The sequence below is a fragment of the Mesorhizobium sp. M0088 genome, from assembly GCF_040322895.1.
Taxonomy (GTDB): Bacteria; Pseudomonadota; Alphaproteobacteria; order Rhizobiales; family Rhizobiaceae; genus Mesorhizobium.
The window spans coordinates 190,386-215,302 of the sequence record NZ_JAMYUI010000012.1 but is presented as its reverse complement, the minus strand read 5'-3'; the positions used below and the strand labels follow the sequence as shown (position 1 = coordinate 215,302).

Sequence of the window (24,917 nt, the reverse complement as noted above, 5' to 3'; positions counted from 1 at the left end):
CCTGGTCATCCTCAATGCAAAAGCACGCGATGCGCGCAACGAGTTCGTAATTGCAACTTGACACCCCAGATAGTCGCTCTCCCCCGATCGACGGGGGAGAGGAAAGGCGCGAGTTGGCCAGCCTTGGCTCCCTTCCTCTCCCTCCGGAGGGGGGAGAGGTGGCGCTGCGAAGCAGCGACGGAGTGGGGGAAGCCATCAGCCAAACGCGCCGTCGTCGCAGGACAGGCACAAGCCGGCGAGCAGGCAAGGCGGCAATCAGCGGGAGCATTGCGTTGACGAAGATCGAGCTTCGCTCTGTCGAGCCGATAGATGGGTAGCAGTTCGAACCGGATAGATGGGTAACACTTCTCCCTGATCGACGGGACAGGCGCGAGTTCGTCGACCAATCACCTTATCTGCCAGAAAACCCGGCCCAACCTTCTCTCTAATTGCGCATCCTCGCCCAACATCGACAAGAAATTTCGCGGACATATCTTCATCTTGGTGCGTGGGAGGCTGGATCGGCCGGCGCGACCGGGTCCGTGGGCTTGCCCGACGAATTCGCACTGGCCTGGCGGCGCAGATATGCAAATATCCAGGCAACATTGGAGGACAAAGGTCATGGCCGATGCTGGGATGTTGCGTTTCCACGTTCCGGAACCGGAAGTGCGGCCGGGCGGAACGCCTGATTTTTCCAATGTGCCGATCCCCAAGGCCGGCTCGGTGCCGCGCCCCGAAATCGATGTCGATCCGCGCACCATCCGCGATCATGCCTTCTCGATCATCCGCGTGCTGAACCGCACGGGCGAGGCCGTCGGTCCCTGGGCCGGACTGCTTTCCGATGAGGAACTTCTGGCCGGCCTGCGCCACATGATGACGCTGCGGACCTTCGATGCGCGCATGCAGATGGCGCAGCGGCAGGGCAAGACCTCGTTCTACATGCAGCATCTGGGCGAAGAGGCGGTGGCTTGTGCCTTCCGCAAGGCGCTGGCGCCGGGCGACATGAATTTCCCGACCTATCGCCAGGCAGGGCTGCTCATCGCCGACGGCTATCCGATGGTCACGATGATGAACCAGATCTATTCCAACGAGGCGGATCCGCTGAAGGGCCGGCAACTACCGGTCATGTATTCGTCGAAGGAGCACGGCTTCTTCTCGATCTCCGGCAATCTGGCGACGCAGTACATCCAGGCGGTCGGCTGGGCGATGGCCTCGGCGATCTCGAACGATTCGCGCATCGCAGCCGCCTGGATCGGCGACGGCTCGACGGCCGAATCCGATTTCCACTCGGCGCTGGTGTTCGCCTCGACCTACAAGGCGCCGGTCGTGCTCAATGTGGTCAACAACCAGTGGGCGATCTCGACCTTTCAGGGCATTGCGCGCGGCGGCTCGGGCACATTCGCGGCAAGGGGCCTCGGCTTCGGCATCCCGTCGCTGCGCGTCGACGGCAACGACTATCTCGCCGTCCATGCGGTGGCCAAATGGGCGGCGGAGCGGGCGCGCAGCAATCTCGGGCCGACGCTCGTCGAATATGTCACCTACCGTGCCGGGGCGCATTCGAGCTCGGACGACCCGTCCGCTTACCGGCCGAAGACCGAATCCGACGCCTGGCCGCTCGGGGATCCGATCGTGCGGCTGAAAAACCATCTCATTCAGCTTGGCGTCTGGTCGGACGAGCGGCACGCGCAGGCCGAGGCGGAAATCCTCGACACGGTCATCGCGGCGCAGAAGGAAGCCGAAAGCCACGGCACGCTGCATGCCGGCGGCAAGCCGTCGACGCGCGACATGTTCGAGGGCCTCTACGCCGAGATGCCGCCGCATCTCAGACGCCAGCGCCAGCAGGCGGGAGTCTGAGCCATGCCGAGACGGACCATGATCGAGGCCATTCGCGATGCCATGGATGTATCGATGGGGCGCGACGACAAAGTCGTCGTGTTCGGCGAGGATGTCGGCTTCTTCGGCGGCGTCTTCCGCTGCACGCAGGGCCTGCAGGCCAAATACGGCAAGAGCCGCTGCTTCGACGCGCCGATCAACGAATCCGGCATTGTCGGCTCGGCCATCGGCATGGCCGCCTATGGGCTGAAGCCGTGCGTGGAGATTCAGTTTGCCGACTACATGTATCCGGCCTACGACCAGCTGACCCAGGAAGCAGCTAGGCTGCGCTATCGCTCGAACGGCGATTTCACCTGCCCGATCGTGGTGCGCATGCCGACCGGCGGCGGCATTTTTGGCGGCCAGACGCACAGCCAGAGCCCGGAAGCGTTGTTCACACATGTGTCGGGGCTGAAGACCGTGGTGCCGTCCAACCCACACGACGCCAAGGGGCTCTTGATCGCGGCGATCGAAGACCCCGATCCGGTGATCTTCCTTGAGCCGAAGCGGCTCTACAATGGTCCGTTCGACGGCCATCACGACCGGCCGGTGACGCCGTGGTCGAAACATGAGCTCGGCGAGGTCGCCGACGGCCACTACACTGTGCCGCTCGGCAAGGCGGCGATCCGCCGGCCGGGTTCCGCCATCACGGTGCTCGCCTACGGCACCATGGTCTATGTCGCGCAGGCCGCGGCCGAGGAAACCGGCATCGATGCCGAGATCATCGATCTCAGGACGCTGCTGCCGCTTGATCTCGATACGATCGTCGCTTCGGTGAAAAAGACCGGGCGCTGCGTCATCGTGCATGAGGCGACGCTGACGTCCGGCTTCGGCGCCGAACTGTCGGCGCTGGTGCAGGAAAACTGTTTTTATCACCTCGAAGCGCCGGTTGCTCGCGTTGCCGGCTGGGACACGCCCTATCCGCATGCGCAGGAGTGGGATTATTTCCCCGGCCCCGCCCGTGTCGGCCGTGCCTTGCTTGAAACCATGGGGGCCTGAGATGGGCGAACACATCATCAAGCTGCCCGATGTCGGCGAAGGTGTCGCCGAGGCCGAGCTGGTCGAGTGGCACGTCAAGATCGGCGACATGGTACGCGAGGACACGGTGCTCGCCGCCGTGATGACCGACAAGGCGACAGTCGAAATCCCGTCGCCGGTCGACGGCGAGATCCTGTGGCTGGGCGCCGAGATCGGCGACACGGTGGCGATCGGTTCGCCCATCGTGCGGCTGAAGGTGGCGGGCGAGGGGAATGTTGTCGCAGACACGAAATCGCCAGAGGTCACAGCGGCATCTACCCCCACCCCTAACCCCTCCCCACAAGGGGGAGGGGGAGGCGCCACAGCCTCCAAGGGCGGAGCAAAACCCACCTCATCGTCATCAGCAAATTCCAAAGGAATCGAAGGCGGGGAAGCGGCGGCGACCGAATCCCCCTCCCCCTTGTGGGGAGGGGCTAGGGGTGGGGGTACGGCGTCGACATCTCAAGTTGCCACGCCCGCCGGCGCACCGCGTCCCGAGGGCGAAAGACCGCTGGCTTCGCCTGCCGTGCGTCTGCGGGCAAAGGAAGCCGGCATCGATCTCAGGCAGGTTGCGGGATCCGGCCCTGCCGGCCGCATCGGCCATGAGGACATCGAAGCGTTCCTGGCGCGCGGGCCGCAGGTTGCCAGGACATCCGGCCTCGCCCGCAACGATGCGATCCAGGATATCAAGGTGGTGGGCTTGCGGCGCAAGATCGCCGAGAAGATGTCGCTGTCGAAATCGCGCATCCCGCACATCACCTATGTCGAGGAGATCGATGTTACAGCACTCGAGGAATTGCGCGCCGCGCTCAACAAGGAGAAGCGCCCAGGTAGGGGTGGCGTGGAGCGGCCGAAGCTGACGCTGCTACCGTTCCTGATGCGGGCCATGGTCAAGGCGATCGCGGACCAGCCCAACCTCAATTCGCTGTTCGACGACGAGGCCGGCATCATCCACCAGCATGGCGGCATCCATATCGGCATTGCCGCGCAGACGCCGACGGGGCTGGTGGTGCCTGTGGTCAAGCATGCCGAGGCGCACGATATCTGGGAGTGCGGCGCAGAAATCATCAGGCTGGCCGAGGCGGCCAAGTCCGGCACGGCGACACGCGACGAGCTGTCTGGCTCGACCATCACCATCACCTCGCTCGGCGCCATGGGTGGCGTGGCGACGACACCGGTCATCAATCATCCCGAAGTGGCGATCATCGGCGTCAACAAGATGATGGTGCGGCCGGTGTGGGACGGCACCCAGTTCATCCCGCGCAAGATGATGAACCTGTCGTCGAGCTTCGACCATCGGGTGATCGATGGGTGGGATGCGGCGGTGTTCATCCAGCGGATCAAGACGCTGCTGGAAACGCCGGCGCTGATTTTCGTGGATTGAGGGGCGGGACAATCGAGATGCCGGCGGGACAGCGCCCCCCTCTGCCTTGCCAGGCATCTCCCCCTCAAGGGGGGAGATCGGCAGCTTCGCCATCCCCGCCTCTCTTTAAGTTTTGGAGATTGGCGAAAGCCGAGGTGACATCCAATCTCCCCACTAGAGGGGGAGATGTCCGGCAGGACAGAGGGGGGCGCGAAGGATCGCTACAGAGGGCTCTTCTTGAGCGGACGCGACAACGAGCTAGGATGCCAACATGAAAGAAATCTCCTGCAAGCTGCTCGTCATCGGCGCCGGTCCCGGGGGCTATGTCTGCGCCATCCGTGCCGGGCAGCTCGGCGTCGATACGGTGATCGTGGAAGCCGGCAAGCCGGGCGGCACTTGTCTCAATGTCGGCTGCATCCCGTCCAAGGCGCTGATCCATGCGGCGGAGGAGTTCGAGAAGGTGTCGCACATGGAAGGCGGCAAGAGCCCGCTTGGCATCTCGCTCACCGCACCGGCGCTCGACCTGGCGAAGACGATCGCCTGGAAGGACGGCATCGTCAGCCGGCTCAACAGCGGCGTCGCCGGCCTGCTCAAGAAGGCAGGCGTCAAGACCGTGCATGGCTGGGCGAGCTTTCGCGACGGCAAGACCGTCGCGGTCGAGACCGAGACGGGAAGCCAAGTCATCCGCGCCGAGACGATCGTCATTGCCACCGGCTCGGCGCCGGTGGAGCTGCCGTTCCTGCCCTTTGGCGGTCCGGTGATTTCGTCCACCGAGGCGTTGGCGCTGAGCGACGTGCCGAAAAAACTCGCTGTCGTCGGTGGCGGCTATATCGGGCTGGAACTCGGCATGGCCTTCGCCAAGATGGGCGCCAAAGTGACCGTTGTGGAAGCCCTGCCGCGGGTGCTGGCGCAATATGACGCGGAGCTGACCCGGCCAGTGGTCAAGCGGCTCACTGCACTGGGCGTCGAGGTGATGCTGGGCGCCAAGGCCAAGGGGCTGTCGACCAAGGGTGATGCGCTGCTGGTCGAGACGGCGGATGGCAAGAGCGCCAAGGTCGCCGCCGAAAAAATCCTGGTCACGGTCGGCCGCAAGCCGGTGACCGAAGGCTGGGGGCTCGACCAGATCGACCTCGACAGGGCAGGCAAATTCATCCGCATCGACGACCAGTGCCGCACCTCCATGCGCGGCATCTTCGCCATCGGCGACGTCACCGGCGAGCCGATGCTGGCGCACCGGGCGATGGCCCAGGGCGAGATGGTCGCCGAGATCGCCGCCGGTCACAAGCGCAACTGGGACAAGCGCTCGATACCCGCCGTCTGCTTCACCGATCCGGAACTTGTGACGGCAGGCCTGTCGCCGGAAGAGGCCAAGGCGCTCGGCGGCGAGATCAAGATCGGCATGTTCCCGTTCGCTGCCAACGGCCGGGCGATGACCAAGCTCGGCGAGGACGGCTTCGTCCGCGTGGTGGCGCGGGCGGACAACCATCTGGTGCTCGGCATCCAGGCGGTCGGGCAGGGCGTGTCGGAACTGGCGGCGGCTTTTGGCCTGGCGCTGGAGATGGGCGCCAGGCTGGAGGACATTGCCGGCACCATCCATGCCCATCCGACGCAAGGCGAGGGATTCCAGGAAGCGGCGCTCAAGGCGCTGGGGCACGCGCTGCATGTTTGATTCGTGACAGTGCAAAGGCGGTGATGCCGGCGGGACACTCGCCCCCCTCTGTCCTGCCGGACATCTCCCCCTCAAGGGGGAGATCAGCAGTTTCGGGCAACCCGCCTCTTCCAAGACTTTGAAAATTGGCGAAATCTAAGATGACAGCCTATCTCCCCCCTAGGGGGGAGATGCCCGGCAGGGCAGAGGGGGGCACTGTCCCGCCAGCCTCTCACAAGAGAGAGACGCTGATCACCCCGCCAGCCGGCTCACCATCTCATGCTGCGCATAGGCGCGGCCGAAGCGGTTGGCCAGAAACGCGTCGAGCGCGATGTCTTCCTGCTTGATGAAGCCCGTGGCCGGCAGGCTGCCGTCGGCGAGCATGTCGAGCACGGCGCAGATGCCGGAGGCGGTGGTGATCTGGATGGCGCTGCGCACCTGATCGCCGATGCGCCTGGAGTAGATCTTGTTGGCGTAGGTCTCCTGCAGCAGGCGGCCGTTCTTGCGGCCGGAGACGGTGACGAAGACGATGACCACGTCCTGCAGCGTCGCCGGCAGCGCGCTCTCGAAAATGTCTTTCAGCACGTCACGGCGGTGGCGCAGGCCGAGATCGTTGAGCAGCGCCTTCATGATCGCGGCGTGGCCGGGATAGCGGATGGTGCGGTAGTTCAGCGTGCGCACTCTGCCCTTCAGCGTCTCGGCCAGCGTGCCGAGCCCACCGGAGGTGTTGAAGGCCTCGTAGGTGACGCCGTCGAGCGAGAACTCCTCGCGCTCTTCCAGTGGCGGCACCTCGACCAGCTCGCCTTCGACGATCGCCTCGCAGGGCTCGCAATATTCGTTGATGACGCCGTCGGTGCTCCAGGTCAGATTGTAGTTCAGCGCATTGGAGGGATATTGCGGCAAAGCGCCGACGCGCATGCGCACGCTCTCCAGCGAATCGAAACGGCTGGCGAGATCGTTGGCGACGATCGAGATGAAGCCCGGCGCCAGGCCGCATTGCGGAATGAAGGCGTTCCTGGCCGAAACCGCCAGTTCCTTGACGCGGCGGGTCGAGACGACATCCTCGGTCAGGTCGAGATAGTGCACGCCGGCACAGGCCGCCGCTTCGGCGATGCGGGTGGTCAGATGGAAGGGAGCGGCGCTGAGCACCGCGAATTTGCCGGCGAGTGCGGCTTCAAGCGTGCCGGATGCTTCGATGTCGAGCTCAAGCGTCGCAACCGTGGCCGGCAGTTCGGCAGCAGCGAGCTGTGCTGCCGAGCGGTCGACGAGCGTGACCTGATAATCCCCCGTGGCGGCGAGCATCTCGGCAATGGTCGAGCCGATCTTTCCGGCGCCGACAACTACAATTTTTTTCATGACCGATCCCTCAATGATTGTGAGCTCAGATTCGCAGCTTGCCCGTCGAATGGAAGCGTGGTTTTGTTCGAAACGAAACCGTTGATTGGACAGTCTGCCGAGAAGAATCGTCGAAATGCTCAGTGACGCCGAACAGGCCCTGCTGTCCCTGCTGCGCGAGAATGCGCGCGCCTCGACCGCCGAGCTGGCGCGGCGGCTTGGCGTCTCGCGGACCACGGTACAGAGCCGGATCGAACGGCTGGAGCAGCGCGGCATCATCTCAGGTTATGGTGTGCGACTGGCGCCGGACTACGAGCAGGGGCTGGTGCGGGCGCATGTACTGCTCACCGTGACGCCCAAGCTCGCCGACAAGGTGGTGCGCGGCCTGCGCGCCCTGACGACGGTCCGGACGCTGCATTCGGTCAGCGGCAATTTCGACATGATCGTCATCGTCGACGCACCATCGATCCGCGACCTCGACATGCTGCTCGACCAGATCGGCGCCATGGATGGGGTCGAGCGGACCCTGTCGTCAATCATCCTGTCGACGCGGATTGATCGGTGAAGCTGCTGGTCTCCCCCCTCGAGGGGGAGATGGCCGGCAGGCCAGAGGGGGTCGGTCCGACCGGATGCGACCTCCTTGCGACAGATGGAGGCTGGCGCTTCACGCGAGGCGACCCCCTCTGTCGCCTTCGGCGACATCTCCCCCTCAAGGGGGGAGATCGGCCTCTAACCCGTCGCCAGCGGAAAACTCACCGCCACCGCAAGCCCGGGCTGCCCATCGCCCAGCGTGATCGATGCGCCATGCAGATCGGCAATCGCTCGCACAAGGCTGAGACCCAGCCCGCTGCCCGATGTCGACCGGCTATGGTCCAGCCGATAAAGCCGCTGAAACACTTTTTCATGTTCGTCGGCCGGAATGCCGGGACCGTTGTCGGCGACGCCGGCAACGACGCGTTCGTCCTGGCGCGCCGCCGACAGCTTTATCGTCGTGCCCGATGGACAATGGCGCAGCGCGTTCTCGACCAGATTGGCGAACATTTGCGTCAACAGCTCGCGATCGCCATGGATCCGGTCCGTCGTTTCCTGTGGTTGCGCCAACGACAGCGACTTTCCGTCGTCTTCGGCAACATCGGCATAGATCTCGGCGATGGTCTGCAGCACCTCGCCCAGATCGACATCGGTGAACCGCGCCCGGCGCGCGCCGGCTTCGATCTGCGCGATGCGCAGCAGGGCATCGAAGGTCTCGTTGATCTGCAGGCTTTCGGCATGCGCGTCGGCCAGTTCGCGGGCGACCTTTTGACCTGACAGGTTCTTTTCGGACGCGGTGTCGAGGATCATCTGCAGCCGGTTGAGCGGCGTCTTCAGGTCGTGGGCGATGTTGGCGCTGACCTGTTTCATGCCTTCGACCAGTGCCGACAGGCGGTCGAGCGCGGCATTGACCTGGCTGGAGACGATGTCGATGTCGTCGCCCTTGCCGGTCAGCGGAATGCGGGTGTCCAGCCGTCCGTGCGAGACATCCACCATGGTGGCGGCGATGCCGTCGAGACGGCGCTGGACCCGCGAGGCCAGCAGGGCGCCGCCGGCGACCGCCAGCCCGGTGATGATCAGGGTTCCCCAGCCAAAGCTCATCAGCACGATCCTCTCCAGCTCCTCCGTCTCGGAAAGGCTGAAGGCGACGGTCAGGGTGTTGCCGCCGACCGGGCCGGAATAGGCGCGGTACTCGGCGCCGGGCGGCACGCCGGGCATTTCGGTGTCGAACATCGAGAAGCCGTCGGGAAGCCCTGCCGCGGTGAAGTTGCCGGCCAGGCGATTGCCCGTCGCGTCGGTCAGCGAAAACAGCTGCTCCTTTTTGAGGCTGCGCAGGGAGTGGCTGCCGACGGTCTCAACCAGCTCCTTGAGATCGTTCTCGGCATAGGTCGCGGCGACGACCGCGTAAGTCTCCTTGATGGTGTCGTCGAGCCGCTCGGCAAGATCGGCGCTCATCATCTGGTAGACGATGGCGCCAGACAGGACGAAGGCCAGCACGAACAGGAAGGCGAAGGTCAGGGCCAGCCGGAACGGCGTGCTGCGCAGCAGGCGGGACCATGTTCCGGTCATGACGGCGCGTGCAGGCTGTAGCCGGTGTTGCGGACGGTGTGGATGAGCTGGGTTTCGAAGGGCTTGTCGACCTTGGCCCGCAGCCGGCTGATATGGGTCTCGACGACGCTGGTCCTGGGATCGAAATGAAAATCCCAGACACGCTCCAGAAGCATGGTGCGGGTGATGACGCGGCCCTCGCCGCGCATCAGCACTTCCAGCAGGCTGAATTCCCTGGGCTGCAGGTCGATCGGCTGGCCCCGCCTCGTGACCCGCCGCATGATCAGGTCCATTTCGAGATCGGCGACCCGCAGGACGGTTTTCTGCTCCTGCGCCGCCGGCCGCCGGCCAAGCGCGTTGATGCGGGCGAGAAGTTCGGAAAAGGCGAAGGGCTTGACCAGATAGTCGTCGCCGCCGGCCTCCAGCCCCTCGACGCGATCGTCGATGCCGCCGACGGAGGTGAGAAAGATCGCGGGCGTCCGTACGCCCGCGGCGCGCACCGCCTTGATCATCGACAGGCCGTCGAGGCCGGGGATCATCCGGTCGGCGACGATCACGTCGTAATTGCCCCGGGTCGCCGCGAACAGCGCGTCATGTCCGTTGCGAAGGAGGTCGCAGACATGGCCGGCCTCGGTCAGTCCCCTGACGATATAGTCGGCCGTCCTGTGGTCGTCCTCGACGAGAAGCAGTCGCATGAAAGGTCCGGTCCGTTGCCGAGATGGAGAGGCTATCACCGGCACGGGCTTGTTCCTAGGATGTCACGAAGGCGCAGGCATTCGGAGCGGCTTCTCCCAACTTCGTCATCGTCGGGTCCGCGCTGCGTCGCTACGCTCCTTGCTCCGCGCGCGGATGACGAGGCCAAGGCTTCAGTCCAGGTCCAGCAACAGTTCATCGGCCTCGTCGGTTGCCTCCTTCAGGGTCATGTGCAGGACAAGCGCAAAGATACAGCCAAGGAAGAGCAGGCTGGTGAAGATGGTGCCGAGACCCAGGCCGCCATGCCTGGCCGACCGCGACAGCAGGTCGCCGAACGAAGCGCCAAGCGGTCGCGTCAGGATATAGGCGAGCCAGAAGGCCAGGATGCCGTCGAGACTGAGCAGCCAGTAGGCGAGCGCTATCAGCGCGATGACGCCGCCGAACAGCAGCCCCGATGTGAGATAGCCCATGTCGAAGCTTTCGGCGACGAGGTCGCCGGCAGCGGTGCCGAGCGCGAAGGTCAAGAGGATCGCCAGCCAGTAGAAGATCTCGCGCCTGGTGGTGAAGATGGTGTGGATCGACAGCGTCCTTTCGCTGGCGTACCAGACCGCGAATGTCGCGGCGAGCGCGACCGAGAAGGCGATGGTTGCCGTCTGCAGGCGCACGCCGAAACTGTCGACGAGGCTGTCCGTCACCAGCGTGCCGACGATGCTGATCAGCACTACCGCCGGCCAATAAGCCCACGGCACGTAACGCTTCTGCGCAAACTGCAGGACAAGGGCCGCGATCAGGATGCCGGTCATGATCAGCGAGGTGACGGTCAGCCCAAGCCCGATCGTGTCGGCAAGATAATCCGCCGCGGTCTCGCCCGTGGTGACCGCCATCAGCTTGACCAGCCAGAAGTCGAGGGTGACGTCGGGAACCCTGTTGTGGCTCGGTGCGGCGGGTTGCTGCCTGTTGGGCGCGAGCATGGTTGAAGTCCAGAGGTCGACGGTTGCGGCGGGGCGGTTGCGATCCGCTCCGTGCATCGTAAGCAAACGAGTTCACACCGGCCTGTCCGGCGGCATACAAATTCGTAAGAATGGGCGCAAAAGGCATTGCCAATGTCTGGCGATGCGTTTGATGGAATGCGGCGCCTTGCATCCGCCATCGCTGTTCAACGGCGCGCCGATGGCGGCCGCGGTGCCGGGCCGCACGTTCGGCCCGACCCATCCTGCGCTCTGGTGATCGGTGGTTCTAGCTGCCGAGCGGATGCGGCATGTAGCCGACGAAGCCTGATATCTTCCAGCTGCCGCCGACCTTGCTGCAGAAATACAGCGTCTGCCATTTCAAGCGGTCGACGCTGCCGTCCGCCTTGGCAACCGAGCCGTCGAATTTCTTGTGCAGCACGGCGCGGTCGCCGTCGACATCGATGTCGCGCATGTTGGTGACGCGAAACAGCGCCTCGCGCAGCGGCTCGGCGAATTTGGTCGCCGCCGTCTCCCTGGCCTGGCGCAGCCATTCGTCGCGGTAGATGTCCAGCCTTGGAAACTGCAGCCGCCAGGCATCGGCATTGCTGAGGAAATGCGCGTGCATGCCGAAGAAGCTCTCGGCGACGAAATCCTCCTCGACCATGGCCCAGTCCTGGCCGATGAAAGCGTCGATGTCGCGCCGCACCAGCATTTCCCAGAGCGCGTGGCGATCGGCATCGCCTGATGGAAACGGGTTCTTGTCGTAAGTCATCGCTGGGTGTCTCCGCTCTGGCAAATGCGTCTGTACGTTGCGGCTTCCAAGCCGCCCGTCAGCGCGTACGATGCAAGCGCTCTTGTAATAAAGCAACACGGATTTCGAAGAATGTTGCTTTCCAACAAGGCCCCTATGAGGATCGCCCCGATCGGCGTAAATGTCGATCGAAGCGGGCGCTGCCATGGCACCCCGTCCTGTCATCAGAGGAGGCTTGTCCCTTGCCGAAACAGTGTTTTGGAACATCGCATGTGCCGTTGTCGCCAGCCGTGCGGGCCGGCGATCTCGTCTATGTCTCGGGCCAGGTTCCCGTCGGCAGCGACGGCATCGTGGTCAAGGGCGGCATATCGGAACAGACCGAGCAGGTGCTCGCCAACATCAAGGCCGCGCTGGCGCTGGCCGGCTGCACCATGGACGATGTGGTGAAGACCACGGTCTGGCTGGAAGATGCGCGCGATTTCGGCGCCTTCAACGCGGTCTATGCCCGGCATTTCTCCAAAAACCCGCCGGCCCGCACCACGGTCGAATCGCGGCTGATGATCGATATCAAGATCGAGGTCGAGGCGGTCGCTTACCGGCCTCTGTAGGCAAAGCAACGAAGCGGAGGTGACCGCAATGCAATTCGACCTCCTGCTGAAGGGCGGACGGCTGATCGATCCGGCCGCTGGCCTCGACGCGCCGCGCGATGTCGCCATCGCCAATGGCCGCGTTGCCGCAGTCGATGCCGATATCCCGGCGGACAGCGCAGCGCAGATCGTCGATGCCGGCGGCTGCATCGTCACGCCGGGCCTGGTCGACCTGCACAGCCACGTCTATTGGGGCGGCACGTCGCTTGGCGTCGATGCCGACCGGCTGGCCGCCAAGAGCGGCACCACCACCTTCATCGATGCGGGCAGTGCCGGCGCCGGCAATTTTCTCGGCTTCCGCCGCCATGTCATGGAGCGGTCGAAGGTCCGCATCCTGGCCTATGTCAACATTTCCTTTGCCGGCATTTTCGGCTTCTCGCAGACAGTGTCGGTCGGCGAGTGCAGCGACCTCAGGCTGTGCGAGCCGCGCGAGGTGGTCGCGGCGGTGCGTGAACACCGCGATGTCGTGGTCGGCGTAAAAGTCCGCTCCGGCAAACATGCCGGCGGCACCAGCGGCATCGCCCCGGTGGATCTGGCGCTGGAGGCCGCCGACCAGGCCGGCCTGCCGCTGATGGCGCATATCGACGAGCCGCCGCCCGGCCGCTCGGAAGTGCTGCCGCGCCTGCGCAGGGGCGACATCCTCACCCATTGCTTCCGGCCGTTTCCCAATGCGCCGGTATTTGCTTCCGGCGCGGTGCGGCCGGACATGCGGCTGGCGCGCGAGCGCGGCGTCATCTTCGACATCGGCCACGGCATGGGCTCGTTCGATTTCGCCGTTGCCCGCGCCATGCTCGAGGAAGGACTGGCGCCGGACGTGATCTCGAGCGACGTGCATCTCTACTGTATCGACGGTCCCGCCTTCGACATACTGGTCTGCATGTCGAAGCTGCTGGCGCTCGGCATGCCGCTGGTCGAGGTCCTGCGCGCCGCGACGCAAGCGCCGGCGCGGGCGATCGCCAGGCCTGACCTGGGCACGCTGGCGGTCGGCACCGTCGGCGATGTCGCCGTGCTCCGGCAGCGCCCGGGCCGCTTCACCTTCGTCGATGCGGTCGGCGCGTCATTGGTCGCCGACCAGCGGCTGGTGTCGGAAGGCATCGCCATCGGCGGCACCTGGTGGCCGAACGAGGCGGCTGATCACAACGAGACCGGGCGTTTCGTGGCGCAGGCGTCGCATACGCATGTCGAGGTGGCGGCGAGGCACTTCGGGCACCGGCACGATTAGCTGATCTCCCCCCTTGAGGGGGAGATGGCCGGCAGGCCAGAGGGGGTCGGTTCGACTGGATGCGACCTCCTTGCGGCAGATGGAGGCTGGCGCTCTACGCACGGCGACCCCCTCTGTCGCCTTCGGCGACATCTCCCCCTCGAGGGGGGAGATCAGCAGCGCCTGAATTGCTCGGCTTCCCGTAAACCGGCGTCTCAATGCCTTCCATCCGCGCCTTGATCTGCAGCGCCACATATTTCGAATAGAAGCGCGACAGCGCCAGATTGCCGCCGTGGAACCAAAGCGCTTCCTGCGCGGTCGGCTTCCACATGTTGCGCAGCTCGCCTTGCCAGGGTCCGGGATCGCCCTTGACGCCCGAGCCAAGCCCCCAGCAGGGGCCGACCTTGTCGGCGACTTCGCGCGAGACGATCGAAGCCACCGTCTCGTTCATCGACTGATAGCCGGTGCAGGCGATGATGGCGTCGGCGGCGAGTTCACTGCCGTCCTCGAACAGGATGCCGCTCGGGGTCAGCGACTTGATGGCGACGCCGCTGCGGATGCCGATCTTGCCGCCGATGATCAGGTCGGAAGCGCCGACATCGATATAGTAGCCGGAGCCGGTGCGGTAGGCCTTCATCAGAAGGCCGGTCTCGTCGTCGCCGAAATCGATGGCGAAGCCGGCGGCGCGCAAGCGGTCGTAAAAGGCCGCGTCGCGCGCCTTGATCACCTCGTAAAGCGCCCGCTGGCCCTTGGGCACCAGCGCGAACGGCGTCGAGGCGACGATCATGTCGGCCTTCTCGGTGGTGATGCCGCGCGCCAGTGCGTCTTCCGAGAAGATCTCGAAGCCGACTTCCATCAGCGTGTCCGATTTGACCACCGTCGTCGGCGAACGCTGGATCATGGTGACCTCGGCGCCGCTTTCCCAGAGGTCGACGCAGACATCGTGGCCGGAGCTTGCCGCGCCGATGACCGCGACTCGTCTGCCGCGGAATTTGTCGCCGCTGGCATACTGGCTGGAGTGCAGCAACTCGCCCTTGAACCGGTCGGCGCCCGGCAGATCGATCCGCCGTGGCGGACCGTAGGCGCCGGTGGCAAAGACGATGTGCTTGGGCTTCAGCGTGATCTGGCGGCCGACGCGGTCGACCACCACGGTCCAGACTTTTTCGGCCTCATCATAGGACGCGCTGAGACATTTGGTGGCGACCCAATAGTTGAGTTCCATGACGCGCGTGTACATTTCCAGCCAGTCGCCCATCTTGTCCTTGGGCGTGAACACCGGCCAGTTTTCGGGGAAGGGAATGTAGGGCAGATGGTCGTACCAGACCGGGTCGTGCAGCACGAGCGTGCGGTAGCGGTTGCGCCAGGAATCGCCCGGCCGCGCATTCTTCTCGATGACGATGGTGGGCACGCCGAGCTGGCGCAGCCGCGCCCCCAGCATGATGCCGCCCTGGCCGCCGCCGATGACCAGGCAGTAGGGCTGTTCATCGGAGCCGAGCTCGCGCGTCTCGCGCGCCCGCGCCTCCGACCATGTCTCACGCTGGGGATCGGCCTTGTGGCGCACGCCGAGCGGCCGCCCCGCCCCCTTGCGCTCCTCGAAGCCTTTCAGGTCCGTCATTGCCGTGAACAGCGTGCGGCAGCGCCCGTCGCGCAGCCGTATGATGCCCTCTCCCCTGGCCACCGCGGTTTCGAAGCTGAACCAGGCCTCGATGATGCCCTCGTCCGAGGTCGCCTCGCCGGTCAGGTGCCACGCGCTGGGCTTGGCCGTCGCCAGCGTCGCCGCCAGCATACCGGCGATCGCCTCGCGGCCTTCCATGGTGGTGATGTTCCAGGTGAAGGTCAGGAGATCGCGCCAGTAGCAATCGTCGACGAACAGGTTGCTCGCCGCCGCAGCGTCGCCGGCTGCGAGCGCCTGCGCCAGGGATTCGAGCCATGCGGCTGCCTTTTTCGTCGGTGCTATTTCGAGCATTTCTTTCCTCTTTCGTTTCACATTGGCGCTGTCCGGTCTTCCCTTCTCCCCCTGTGGGAGAAGGTGGCCTCACGAAGTGAGGTCGGATGAGGGGTGCTCCAGCTTGGCGCCGACGGCACTCCGTCACCCACCCCTCAACCGTCTCGGCGCTACGCGCCGATCCACCTTCTCCCACAAGGGGAGAAGGAAAAGCGCAGCCCTAATCTCCGAGCGGCTCCATCTCCTTGCCGGTGCGGTGGATCTGGGCGTTGTATTTGATGCGGCGCACGGTCTCGCGGGCCGAACCGTCGAGCTTGTAGGCCGAGGCCACCGCCAGAAGGTCGATCGCCGCCAGGAAGGCGAAGCGCGAGGCCGTCGGCTTCAGCGTGTCGGGATATTCCGGGACCGCCACCGTCAACCTGACGTCGCAGGCGCGGGCGAGTTCGGTGTCGGGCGCGGTTACGGCGATGGCGTTGGCGCGGTAGTGCTTGGCGAGATCGACGGCCTCGATCACCTCGCGGGTGCGTCCGGTCGCCGAAATGGCGATCACCAGATCGCCCGGCTTGAGCGTCGAGGCGGTCATGCGCATCAGATAGGGGTCGCACTGGGCGCTGACGGTGATGCCGTAGCGGAACAGCCGGTATTGGGTTTCCTGCGCCAGCGCCGAGGAGCTGCCGCCGAGGCCGAACACGGTGACCTGGCGCGCCTTGGCGATCAGATCGGCGGCTTTCTGCAGCTGCGCCGGGTCGAGCTGCCGCTCGGCCTCCTGCAGCGCCCGGCGCGCCTCGCCGAAGACGGCGTTCCAGAACGGCATGCCATTGTCATTGCTGACGGAGGGCGACTTGGCCAGATAGAGCGCACCGACGACGAGGCTCTGCGCCAGCTTCAGCTTGAAGTCGCGCACGCCCTCGCAGCCGATAGCGCGGCAGAACCGGGTCACCGTCGGTTCGCTGACCCCGGCGCGCTGGGCAAGGGCGGCGTTGGACGCGTCGACGGCATATTTGACGTCGTCGAGCACGACATCGGCGACACGCCGTTCGGCCGGGCGCAATTCGCTGTAGGAATCCTTGACCAGCGAGATGATGTCGGGAATGCGCCGGACAGGATCGCGCCCCTCGGTATCCTGGCCTGGAACAGGCTCGTCCTGGCTGCCAGCTTCGTTCATGGGGTCCTGGTCTTTCCCTGGGTTGCGAGGCTGCCGTCTTAGCATGTTTGCACGCCCTGGCTCCACGCGCCCGACCGCATCGCAACCGCAGCGTGTCGTAGGGTAAAGATCACCTTCCTCCGGTCCTCTCCGATCCGTGTCAGTTCCGAAGTATGTAGGAAAGCAACATGCATTTCAAGGCCGCAAAACCGATATTAAAACAATCAGATAGGCATACTAATCGATTTTCCTGATACGGTGGCCATCGTCGGTGCTTGACAGGAAAGTAGGATAGTTACAGACTGATTTTCGCTGGGGATGAGCCAATGGATCATCGCGCAATCTTCCCGGGGGGCAGATGAATACGGGCGATGCAAAAAAGCCGAAGCTTGGCGTGCAGGCAGCGACCAAGATCTATCACACCGCCTCCGGCGACCTGCTGGCGCTGGACCGCTGCAGCCTCGATGTCAGCGCCAATGAAATCGTCTCGATCGTCGGCCCTTCCGGCTGCGGCAAGACCACGCTCTTGTGGTCGATGTCGGGCCTGCACAGCCTGACCAGCGGCGAGATCCGGCTCGACGGCAAGGCGATCACCGGTCCGCATCCCGATATCGGCATCGTCTTCCAGGAGGCGAACCTCCTGCCGTGGCGCAATCTCGACGCCAACATCCGCTTTCCCTTCGAGATCAAGGGCGAGAAGCCGGACCGGGCGTGGATCGCGCATCTGCTCAACCGCGTCGGTCTCGACGGCTTCGGCGGCAAGTTTCCGCGCGAGCTTTCCGGCGGCATGCAGCAGCGCGCGGCGATCGTGCGGGCGCTGGCGCTGAAGCCCTCGGTGCTTTTGATGGACGAGCCGTTCGGCGCGCTCGACAGCTTCACCCGCGAGGAGATGAACCGGCTGGTCGAGGAGATCTGGCTCGACACCAAGACAACGATCGTCTTCATCACCCACTCGATCGAGGAGGCGATCTTCCTCTCCGACCGGGTCGTGGTGCTGAGCGCCCGGCCGGGCCGCGTCGCCAAGGAATACCGCGTGCCGTTTGCGCGGCCACGCTCGCTGGAGATCATGGCGACGAAGGAGGTCTTCGACCTCACCAACCGTATCAAGATGGACATTGTCGGCGAACGCATGCGGCCAAAAGCGCCGGAGCGCGCGAGCGCCGAGATCGTGAGGATCAGGCCGTGAGCGGAGGCGACGCCATTCCGGAATTCTCCAAATCCAAGTCTGCCGACGGCCACGAGGTCAGCCTGACCAATCTGTCGGCCTTCGCCAGCGGCCCCGGCATCAAGTCGGGCAAGGAGGTGGCGGCCATTCTTGCCGTGGCGGTGATCATCATCGGCGGCATCGAACTGGCGCTGCGGCTGTTCCACGTGCCGCTCTACATCATGCCGCCGCCGAGCTCGATCGCCTATGCGCTGTTCGACGAGTTCCCGCTGATCGCGCCGCATCTCGGCTACACGCTGGTCGAGCTGGTGTCCGGCTTCACCATCGGCGCCATCATCGGCCTGGTGCTGGCCGCCGTCATCACCCAGTTCCCCTTCGCCGAGAAGATCGTCGCGCCCTACATCCTGCTGCTGGTCACCACGCCGATGCTGGCACTGGTGCCGCTTCTGATCCTGCGCTTCGGCTTCGGCTACACGCCGCGCATCATCGCGGTGGCGCTGGCCGCCGGGCCGATGGTGATGATCAACGCCGCCACAGGCTTTCGCCGCGTCGACAGCGCCAAGATCGCGCTGGCACGCTCCTATGGCGCCAGCACCCTGCAGATCTTCTGGAAGATCCGTGCGCCGATGGCGCTGCCGATGATCCTGGTCGGGCTGATGATCGGCGCCATCTTCGGCCTGTTGACCGCGGTCGGCGCGGAGATGGTCGGCGGCGGCTTCGGCCTCGGCAACCGGCTGACGACCTATTCGTCGATGATCCAGATGCCGCAGTTCTTCGCCGTGGTGCTGATCCTGTCGACGCTCGGCATCCTGATCTACGTGCTGTTCTTCCTGATCGGCAAGAAATGGGCGAGCTGGGAGGCTTGAACACAAAAGTACAGACGGCGCCCGGGAGGCGGGCGGCAAGAGATTGACATCAAACAAAAAAGGGGAATGCCATGACCAAAGAAAACTCCATCAGCCCGGCGGGGATCAGCCGCCGCACTTTCCTGCAGGTGACCGGCGCCGGGCTGGTGACCGCGACGGCGCTTGGCGCCACCGGGCTGAAGGCCAGGGCCGAACCCTACGGAAAATTCACCTGGATCTCGCCGCGCGGCACGCTCGAAGTGCTCGACGACTATCCCTACTGGGCAGCCAAGAAGGCCGGCTATTTCGATGGGCTGGACACCGACATGCAGCCGGGGCCGTCGGACGGCACCGCGACGGTGAAGTTCGTCGATGTCGGCCAGGCCGATATGGGCTTCCCGTCGCCCGGCGTGTTCTCTTTCGCCATCCAGAACGGCATGAAGCTGAAGTCGGTGTTCCATATGGGCGCCCGCGACACGTTCAGCATCGCCTTCCGCAAGGGCGAGGGATCGAACGATCTGAAGAAGCTGGAAGGCAAGACCATACTGCTCGGCTCCGCCGCCTGGCAGTCGATCACCGACCCGCTGCTGGCGGCGCAGGGCGTCGACATCAAGAAGGTCAAATATGTCGAAGCCGGCTGGCCGACATGGGGCACGGCTCTTGCCGGCGGCCAGGGCGACGCTGCCCTGTCGTGGGAAGGCCTGCGCGCCGAATGGATCGCCAAGGGGCTCGACTTCGAATACTGGCTCGGCGTGCAGAACTCAAAGCTGCCGGCCAATACTTTCGTCGTGCGCGCCGCCGATCTGGAGGACGCCGACAAGAAGGCGTTGCTGGAAAAGTACCTGCGCGGCTGGGCGATGGGCCTCGAATTCGGCTACCAGAATCCCCGCGCGGCGGTCGAAGCGGTGTTCGAGCAGTTCCCGACGCTGGCCAAGAATCTCGGGCCGGAGCTCGGCACCACGTCGATCCTGCAGCAGATCAACGTCTTCCGCGGCGACATGGACAAGCGCGGCGGCTGGGGCTCGCACGACATGGCGAGCTGGCAGGGCTTCTTCGACGAGATCCACAAGATCGGCCAGATCACCGCTCCGGTGAAGGCCGAGGATGTCTGCACCAACGATTTGATCGGCCCGGCCAATGATTTCGACAAGGCCAAGGTCAAGGCCGATGCCGACGGCGTCAAGCTGTCGGAAGGTTTTGCCGCGCTCGATGTCGAGAAGATCAAGGCGCATCTGTTCGATTCGGCGGTGAAGTAGGGCTGGCAATTGTCCAGGTCAGCGCCGCCCCTCACCTGCCTGCCGGCATCCTCTCCCCGTAAACGGGGCGAGGGGACGCTGTCGTTGATGATTTCGCCAATCGCCAACATTGCGGCCAGCCCTTTCTCCCCGTCACTATACGGGGAGAAATGCCCGGCAGGGCAATGAGGGGCGGCGCCAACCTAAGGTGATTGTCCTGGATAAACATGCGGGCGACGGCAACAGCGCCGCCCAAGATTCAATGAAGAATTTGGGAGGCAGCGGTGTCCGACAGAGTAAAAGTGCTGGTGGTGGGTCTCGGCAATATGGGTGCGTCGCATGCCAGCGCGTATCACCGGCTCGACGGTTTTGAGATCGTCGGCATTATGAGCCGCTCGATCAAGAGCAACACGAAGATTCCGGGAGAGTTAGCCGGCTACCCACTCTACGAGGATTTCGACCAGGCGCTGAAGGAAACAAAACCGGACGCGGTGTCGATCAACAGCTGGCCGAACACCCACGCCGAATATGCGCTGAAGGCAATCGCCGCCAACTGCCATGTGTTCATGGAAAAGCCGCTCGCCACCAACAATGAGGATGCCGAGAAGGTTGTCGCGGCGGCGCGGGCGAAGAACCGCAAGCTGGTGCTCGGCTATATCCTGCGCGTCCACCCGTCATGGATCAAGTTCATCGAGGTCGGCAAGACGCTCGGCAAGCCGCTTGTGATGCGGCTCAACCTCAACCAGCAGAGCAGCGGCAGCGCCTGGCACTGGCACAAGAACCTGATCGATTCGCTGATCCCGATCGTCGATTGCGGCGTCCACTATGTCGACGTCATGTGCCAGCTGACCGGCGCCAAGCCGGTGCGCGTGCATGGCATCGGCGCCAAGCTGTGGGCGGAAGCCGACAAGCAGAATTACGGCCACCTGCACGTCACCTTCGATGACGGTTCGGTCGGCTGGTACGAAGCGGGCTGGGGCCCGATGATGAGCGAGACGGCCTATTTCGTGAAGGACGTGGTCGGCCCCAAGGGCGCGGTGTCGATCGTCGCCGGCCAGCAGGCGAACAGTGCTGCCGAACTGGCAGAGGTTTCGAGCTCCGCCGACATCGACCGCCACACCAAGACCGATGCGCTGAAGATCCATTATGCTCAGGTCGACGGCGACAAGAATTTCTCGAAGCTCGACGAGATCGTCAGCATGGAGGACGAGCCCGGCCACCAGGAGCTCTGCGACCGCGAGCAGGCCTTCTTCCTGCGCGCCATCCGCGAGGATCTCGATTTGACCGAGCAGATGGATGCGGCAGTCAACAGCCTGCGCATCGTGCTGGCCGCCGAACAGAGCATCGCACTGGGGCGGACCATCGACCTGGCCTGACGCAATCCGGCTGCTGGCGGCAATCGTTTCAGGCCGGCGCTGCCCCTCACCCTTACCCTCTCCCCGTGAAGAACGGGGAGAGGGGGTCGTCAGCGTTGGAGCGTCTCCCTTCTCCCCGTCACTATACGGGGAGAAGGTGCCGGCAGGCGGATGAGGGGCGGCGCCAACGTTGGCAAGATCAACGAACGACGGGAGAGAGACATGGTCACCGACAGTCTGCTGAAAACCTATGCCGAGTCCGACGCGCTCGACCTTGCGGCACTTGTGAAGCGGGGCGACGTTTCACCGGGGGAACTGGTGGAGGCGGCGATCACGCTGGTCGAGCGGCTCAACCCGACGCTCAATGCGGTCATCCATCGCCTCTACGACATGGCGCGCGCCCAGGCCGAGACAATCGACACATCAGCGCCCTTCGCCGGCGTGCCGTTCCTGCTCAAGGAGCTGGCCTCGTCCTGGACCGGGGCACCGAACACCAACTCCTCATTCTACCTCAGGGATGTCGTTGCCGATTTCGACACCGAGGTCGTTCGCCGCATGAAGGCGGCCGGGCTGGTTCTGGTCGGCAAGTCGAACGCGCCGGAAAATGGCTGGTCGATCACGACGGAGCCGAAGCTCTATGGCGTCACCAAGAACCCGTGGAAGGAAGGCATCACGCCCGGCGGCTCGAGCGGCGGCGCTGCCGCGGCCATCGCTTCGCGCATGGTGCCGATCGCCGAGGCCAGCGATGGCGCCGGCTCGATCCGCATCCCGGCCTCCTGCTGCGGTATCGTCGGCCTGAAGCCGTCGCGCGGCCGTGTCAGTCTCGCGCCGTTCGGCGACTATTGGTATGGCGGCGCGTACTTCCTGTGCTGCTCGCGCACCGTGCGCGACACGGCAGCCTATCTCGATGCGGTGGCTGGCGCGCTGCCCGGCGACCCCTATACGCCGCCGGTTCCTGATGGCAGCTGGCTCAGCCTCTCAGCGCGGGCGCCAAAGAAGCTGCGCATCGGCTTTTCCGTCACGCCACCCAACGGCACGGCGATCGATGCGGAGGTGAAGGCGGCGGTGCTGGCAACCGTGGCTGCGCTCGAGCGGCTCGGCCACGACGTCGAGGAGCACGATATGCCGCTCGACGCGAACGCTGTGTGGAAGACCTACACCAACATGACCTGCGTGCAGACGGCGGCGACGTTCGACTACCTTGAGACGGTGATCGGCCGGCCGGTGACGCCAGGCGATGTCGAGGCGGTGACTTGGGCAATCATCGAGCGCGGCCGCTCGACCAGCGGCACCAGGCACATCTCCGATGTCGAGCAGCTCAGGCAGGTCGGCCGCGACATCGTCGGCGACCTCGGCGCCTACGATATCTTCATCACCCCGACCCTGACGCAGCTGCCGCGTCCGTTCGGCTATTACGACATGTCGGAGACGGACATCGACCGCTACAACGCCAAGTGGGCGGATTCGGTGTTTGCGTTCCCCTTCAACATCTCCGGCCAGCCGGCGATCTCGCTGCCGCTCGGCTGGTCGAAAGACGGCGTGCCGATCGGCGTGCAACTGGTCGGCCGCTACGGTGACGAGGCAACGGTGCTGGCCGCGTCGGCGCAGCTGGAGCAGGAGATGCCGTGGAGCGATCGGCGGCCACCGGTGAGTGGTTAGGTGCTGGCGGATGGCGCGCGGCCTGCGTTGCAGACTTGAAGCCGGCTACCCAATCCTCTCCAGCCGCCTCGGCAGGCGGTTCATGGCGACAGGCCCGTCCGGCGTGATCAGGAACTGGTCCTCGAGATTGAAGCTGGCGAGGCCGTCTATGTAGAGCGGGATCTCGAAGGCCAGCACCATGCCGGCTTCGATGACGACATCGCTATCGGCGGCGATGAACGGCCATTGCTCCGAGAAGACCGACTGGCCGACGCCATGGCCGAAATGACCGCGGCGGTAGGTGCGCAGCCCTTGCCGCGCCAGGCTGTCGGTGGCGACGCGATGCACGTGGGCGAGCGTGGCTCCCGGAACAAGCGCGGCCAGCCCGTCGTCAAAGGCCCGCTCGGCGATCGCGTGCAGTTCGGCCTGCTCGGCGGATGGCGATCCGAAGGTGAAGTTGCGCGACATGTCGGAGGCGTAGCCGCCGACCGTGCAGACCATGTCGCACTTCAGCGGATCGCCAGGCATGGCTTTCGCATCGGTGCTTTTGGCCTTCGCGCCAAGCGTCACATATTCGGCTGTGGCGACCGGATGGGACAGGCCGGACGCGGCCGTGGCGACGCCTTGCCGATAGAGGGCAATGAGATCGCCCTGACGCATGCCGGCCATGGCATCGACCTGCAGCCGCTCCAGCCCGGCTTCCGACAGGATGATGCCTTGCTGGAGCAGATCGATCTCGCGCGGCGACTTGATGGCCCGCAACCTGTCGAGCACGGCCGAGCCGTCGACCATCGTGCAGCCCGGCAGCAGCGCCTGGATGACCGAGAGATCGGCGGCGGGAATAAAATCGAGATCGACGCCGATCCTTGCGCGCTCAAGTCCGAACCCGCTCAGGATCTCCTTCAGTTCGCGGACGGAACGGGCAAGTTCGAATGTTGCCGGCCGGGAAAAGCCAGGCGCCCGGCCAGACGAGGCAAGGCCGGCCTCGACGCGTTGCGCCAGCCCTTGCCCTGCGGTCGAGGCGTCAAGCGTGGCGGTTTCGATCCAGATCGGGTGGCTGCGGATGACGGCATCCGACAGAGCCAGTTGCAGCTGTCCCGCATTGAAATCCGCCACCACGACGCCCATCGGCAGGTCTCGGCCAGCCGGGATGACGACGAAGCCGGCGCCGGCGCGCCGGAACAGTCCCGACGGCCCGATCGCGGCTCCGGTCGCATAGTGGAAGGCCTCAGGCGCGCACAGCACCAGCGCCGCGATGCCGGCGCGGTCCATCAGTTGCGCCGCGCGCTGGCGATCGACAAAGCCTGTCATGGGTTTCTCCACTGTCCGAAGCGGCAACGGAGCATTCCGGGCATCGACAATCAAGCCGCTGGCAGCAGCTACTTGATCGATTCCAGCTTGGCCACGGCGGCGGTGAAGCCGGCCAGCGACACCGGGATGGTGACCGGCTTGCGGGTGACCGATTCCATGCCGATGTTCAGATTGGTCCCGGACTTCATGGCCTTGATGAGATCCGCCGACAGCGGCGTGGCGGCATAGGCGCCGTTCTGGTCGCTGGTCTGGATGGCAATCGTCGTCTTCTGGCCCTGGTCGATCTGGAAGGAGGCGCCGGACGGCAGGAACAGGCCGTGCGGCAGGGCAAGCAGCATGGCGAGGCTGCCATTGCCGTTGTCGCGGCGCACGGTCACGGTCAGCACGCGCTGCCCGGTCTTGGCCTCGGTCAGGTTCTGCGACACCTGGCACTGAAGCTCGGTGGTCGCCGAACCGCTGGAGCAGTTCACCGCCCACGGATTGGCATCGGCCGGTTTTGCATTGCTTTCAGCCGGCTTTGGCTGGGCCGGCTTGGCATCTTCGGCAAGGGCTGGGCCGGCGGCCAGACCAAGCCACAGGGCGGCCAGCCCCGCGGCCATGCCAAGTAAATTAGACTTGTCTAAAGTAAGTGCCATGTTGTTTTGCCGGATGCCTTGCATGTTTCCTCGCCGCGCCCCGGTATTCTCCCGAGCATGGCTTGATACAACACACGCGACTGTTCCGAAAGCCGAGCCGGAGGCAAGC

At 64.8% G+C, this 24,917-nt stretch carries 22 protein-coding genes; 13 read left to right on the top strand and 9 right to left on the bottom strand.

Annotated elements, in window-relative coordinates; all coding sequences use genetic code 11:
• The first annotated feature begins 600 nt into the window (after positions 1–600).
• From NKJ67_RS16685 to lpdA, 4 genes are all read left to right on the top strand, one after another.
• Positions 601–1,833, top strand: coding sequence for a 3-methyl-2-oxobutanoate dehydrogenase (2-methylpropanoyl-transferring) subunit alpha (locus NKJ67_RS16685; RefSeq protein WP_128308638.1), 1,233 nt, complete (start codon positions 601–603; stop codon positions 1,831–1,833).
• Between the two features lie 3 nt (positions 1,834–1,836).
• The gene (locus tag NKJ67_RS16680) at positions 1,837–2,850 is read left to right on the top strand and encodes an alpha-ketoacid dehydrogenase subunit beta (protein WP_127271317.1); all 1,014 of its coding nucleotides are present in this window, start codon (positions 1,837–1,839) and stop codon (positions 2,848–2,850) included.
• Position 2,851: 1 nt separating this feature from the next.
• The gene (locus tag NKJ67_RS16675) at positions 2,852–4,252 is read left to right on the top strand and encodes a dihydrolipoamide acetyltransferase family protein (RefSeq protein WP_352581978.1); all 1,401 of its coding nucleotides are present in this window, start codon (positions 2,852–2,854) and stop codon (positions 4,250–4,252) included.
• Between the two features lie 250 nt (positions 4,253–4,502).
• Positions 4,503–5,900, top strand: a complete 1,398-nt coding sequence (gene lpdA, locus NKJ67_RS16670) for a dihydrolipoyl dehydrogenase (RefSeq protein ID WP_352581977.1) — start codon at positions 4,503–4,505, stop codon at positions 5,898–5,900.
• Between the two features lie 231 nt (positions 5,901–6,131).
• Here lpdA and NKJ67_RS16665 read toward each other — a convergent pair whose 3' ends face one another.
• A complete protein-coding gene (locus tag NKJ67_RS16665; protein WP_352581976.1) occupies positions 6,132–7,235 on the bottom strand; it encodes a saccharopine dehydrogenase family protein in 1,104 nt (367 codons plus the stop codon).
• A 115-nt stretch (positions 7,236–7,350) separates the two neighbouring features.
• Between NKJ67_RS16665 and NKJ67_RS16660 the strand changes: the two genes are divergently transcribed.
• Positions 7,351–7,779: an Lrp/AsnC family transcriptional regulator gene (locus tag NKJ67_RS16660; protein ID WP_127329250.1), complete on the top strand. Its 429-nt coding sequence runs from the start codon at positions 7,351–7,353 to the stop codon at positions 7,777–7,779.
• 164 nt (positions 7,780–7,943) lie between these two features.
• Here the strand turns inward: NKJ67_RS16660 and NKJ67_RS16655 are convergent, their stop codons facing one another.
• The 3 genes from NKJ67_RS16655 to NKJ67_RS16645 form a co-directional block, all read right to left on the bottom strand.
• Entirely contained in the window at positions 7,944–9,314 is a 1,371-nt protein-coding gene (locus NKJ67_RS16655) for a HAMP domain-containing sensor histidine kinase (protein WP_352581975.1), read from the bottom strand.
• Positions 9,311–9,988 (bottom strand): winged helix-turn-helix domain-containing protein, encoded by a 678-nt coding sequence (locus tag NKJ67_RS16650; protein ID WP_127383177.1) that lies wholly within the window; start codon positions 9,986–9,988, stop codon positions 9,311–9,313. Before NKJ67_RS16650 ends, NKJ67_RS16655 begins: the two co-directional genes overlap by 4 nt.
• 171 nt (positions 9,989–10,159) lie before the next feature.
• Complete coding sequence (locus NKJ67_RS16645; protein ID WP_352581974.1) at positions 10,160–10,957, bottom strand: COG4705 family protein; 798 nt, start codon at positions 10,955–10,957, stop codon at positions 10,160–10,162.
• Between NKJ67_RS16645 and NKJ67_RS16640 the strand changes: the two genes are divergently transcribed.
• The gene (locus NKJ67_RS16640; protein ID WP_352581973.1) at positions 10,956–11,213 is read left to right on the top strand and encodes a hypothetical protein; all 258 of its coding nucleotides are present in this window, start codon (positions 10,956–10,958) and stop codon (positions 11,211–11,213) included. The two genes, NKJ67_RS16645 and NKJ67_RS16640, sit on opposite strands and share 2 nt — an antisense overlap.
• 9 nt (positions 11,214–11,222) lie before the next feature.
• On the opposite strand, the gene NKJ67_RS16635 is transcribed toward NKJ67_RS16640, so the two are convergent.
• The gene (locus tag NKJ67_RS16635; RefSeq protein WP_352581972.1) at positions 11,223–11,708 is read right to left on the bottom strand and encodes a hypothetical protein; all 486 of its coding nucleotides are present in this window, start codon (positions 11,706–11,708) and stop codon (positions 11,223–11,225) included.
• 221 nt (positions 11,709–11,929) lie between these two features.
• Between NKJ67_RS16635 and NKJ67_RS16630 the strand changes: the two genes are divergently transcribed.
• On the top strand, positions 11,930–12,295 hold the full coding sequence (locus NKJ67_RS16630; RefSeq protein ID WP_352581971.1) for a RidA family protein: 366 nt from the start codon (positions 11,930–11,932) through the stop codon (positions 12,293–12,295).
• Between the two features lie 28 nt (positions 12,296–12,323).
• Positions 12,324–13,556, top strand: coding sequence for an amidohydrolase/deacetylase family metallohydrolase (locus tag NKJ67_RS16625; protein WP_352581970.1), 1,233 nt, complete (start codon positions 12,324–12,326; stop codon positions 13,554–13,556).
• Between the two features lie 94 nt (positions 13,557–13,650).
• Here the strand turns inward: NKJ67_RS16625 and NKJ67_RS16620 are convergent, their stop codons facing one another.
• Both NKJ67_RS16620 and NKJ67_RS16615 read right to left on the bottom strand, forming a co-directional pair.
• Complete coding sequence (locus tag NKJ67_RS16620) at positions 13,651–15,501, bottom strand: flavin-containing monooxygenase (protein WP_352581969.1); 1,851 nt, start codon at positions 15,499–15,501, stop codon at positions 13,651–13,653.
• Positions 15,502–15,700: 199 nt separating this feature from the next.
• The gene (locus tag NKJ67_RS16615) at positions 15,701–16,645 is read right to left on the bottom strand and encodes a MurR/RpiR family transcriptional regulator (RefSeq protein ID WP_352581968.1); all 945 of its coding nucleotides are present in this window, start codon (positions 16,643–16,645) and stop codon (positions 15,701–15,703) included.
• A 337-nt stretch (positions 16,646–16,982) separates the two neighbouring features.
• Between NKJ67_RS16615 and NKJ67_RS16610 the strand changes: the two genes are divergently transcribed.
• The 5 genes from NKJ67_RS16610 (at position 16,983) to NKJ67_RS16590 (ending at position 22,883) form a co-directional block, all read left to right on the top strand.
• On the top strand, positions 16,983–17,810 hold the full coding sequence (locus tag NKJ67_RS16610; protein WP_352581967.1) for an ABC transporter ATP-binding protein: 828 nt from the start codon (positions 16,983–16,985) through the stop codon (positions 17,808–17,810).
• Positions 17,807–18,655, top strand: a complete 849-nt coding sequence (locus NKJ67_RS16605; protein ID WP_127267335.1) for an ABC transporter permease — start codon at positions 17,807–17,809, stop codon at positions 18,653–18,655. The genes NKJ67_RS16610 and NKJ67_RS16605 overlap by 4 nt, the downstream gene beginning before the upstream one ends.
• 71 nt (positions 18,656–18,726) lie before the next feature.
• Entirely contained in the window at positions 18,727–19,890 is a 1,164-nt protein-coding gene (locus NKJ67_RS16600) for an ABC transporter substrate-binding protein (protein WP_352581965.1), read from the top strand.
• A 263-nt stretch (positions 19,891–20,153) separates the two neighbouring features.
• Positions 20,154–21,245, top strand: a complete 1,092-nt coding sequence (locus NKJ67_RS16595; protein WP_352581964.1) for a Gfo/Idh/MocA family protein — start codon at positions 20,154–20,156, stop codon at positions 21,243–21,245.
• Positions 21,246–21,446: 201 nt separating this feature from the next.
• Entirely contained in the window at positions 21,447–22,883 is a 1,437-nt protein-coding gene (locus NKJ67_RS16590) for an amidase (protein WP_352581963.1), read from the top strand.
• A gap of 45 nt (positions 22,884–22,928) precedes the next feature.
• Here NKJ67_RS16590 and NKJ67_RS16585 read toward each other — a convergent pair whose 3' ends face one another.
• A complete protein-coding gene (locus NKJ67_RS16585) occupies positions 22,929–24,173 on the bottom strand; it encodes a M24 family metallopeptidase (RefSeq protein WP_352581962.1) in 1,245 nt (414 codons plus the stop codon).
• A gap of 68 nt (positions 24,174–24,241) precedes the next feature.
• Entirely contained in the window at positions 24,242–24,808 is a 567-nt protein-coding gene (locus tag NKJ67_RS16580; RefSeq protein WP_245481823.1) for an invasion associated locus B family protein, read from the bottom strand.
• Between the last annotated feature and the right edge of the window lie 109 nt (positions 24,809–24,917).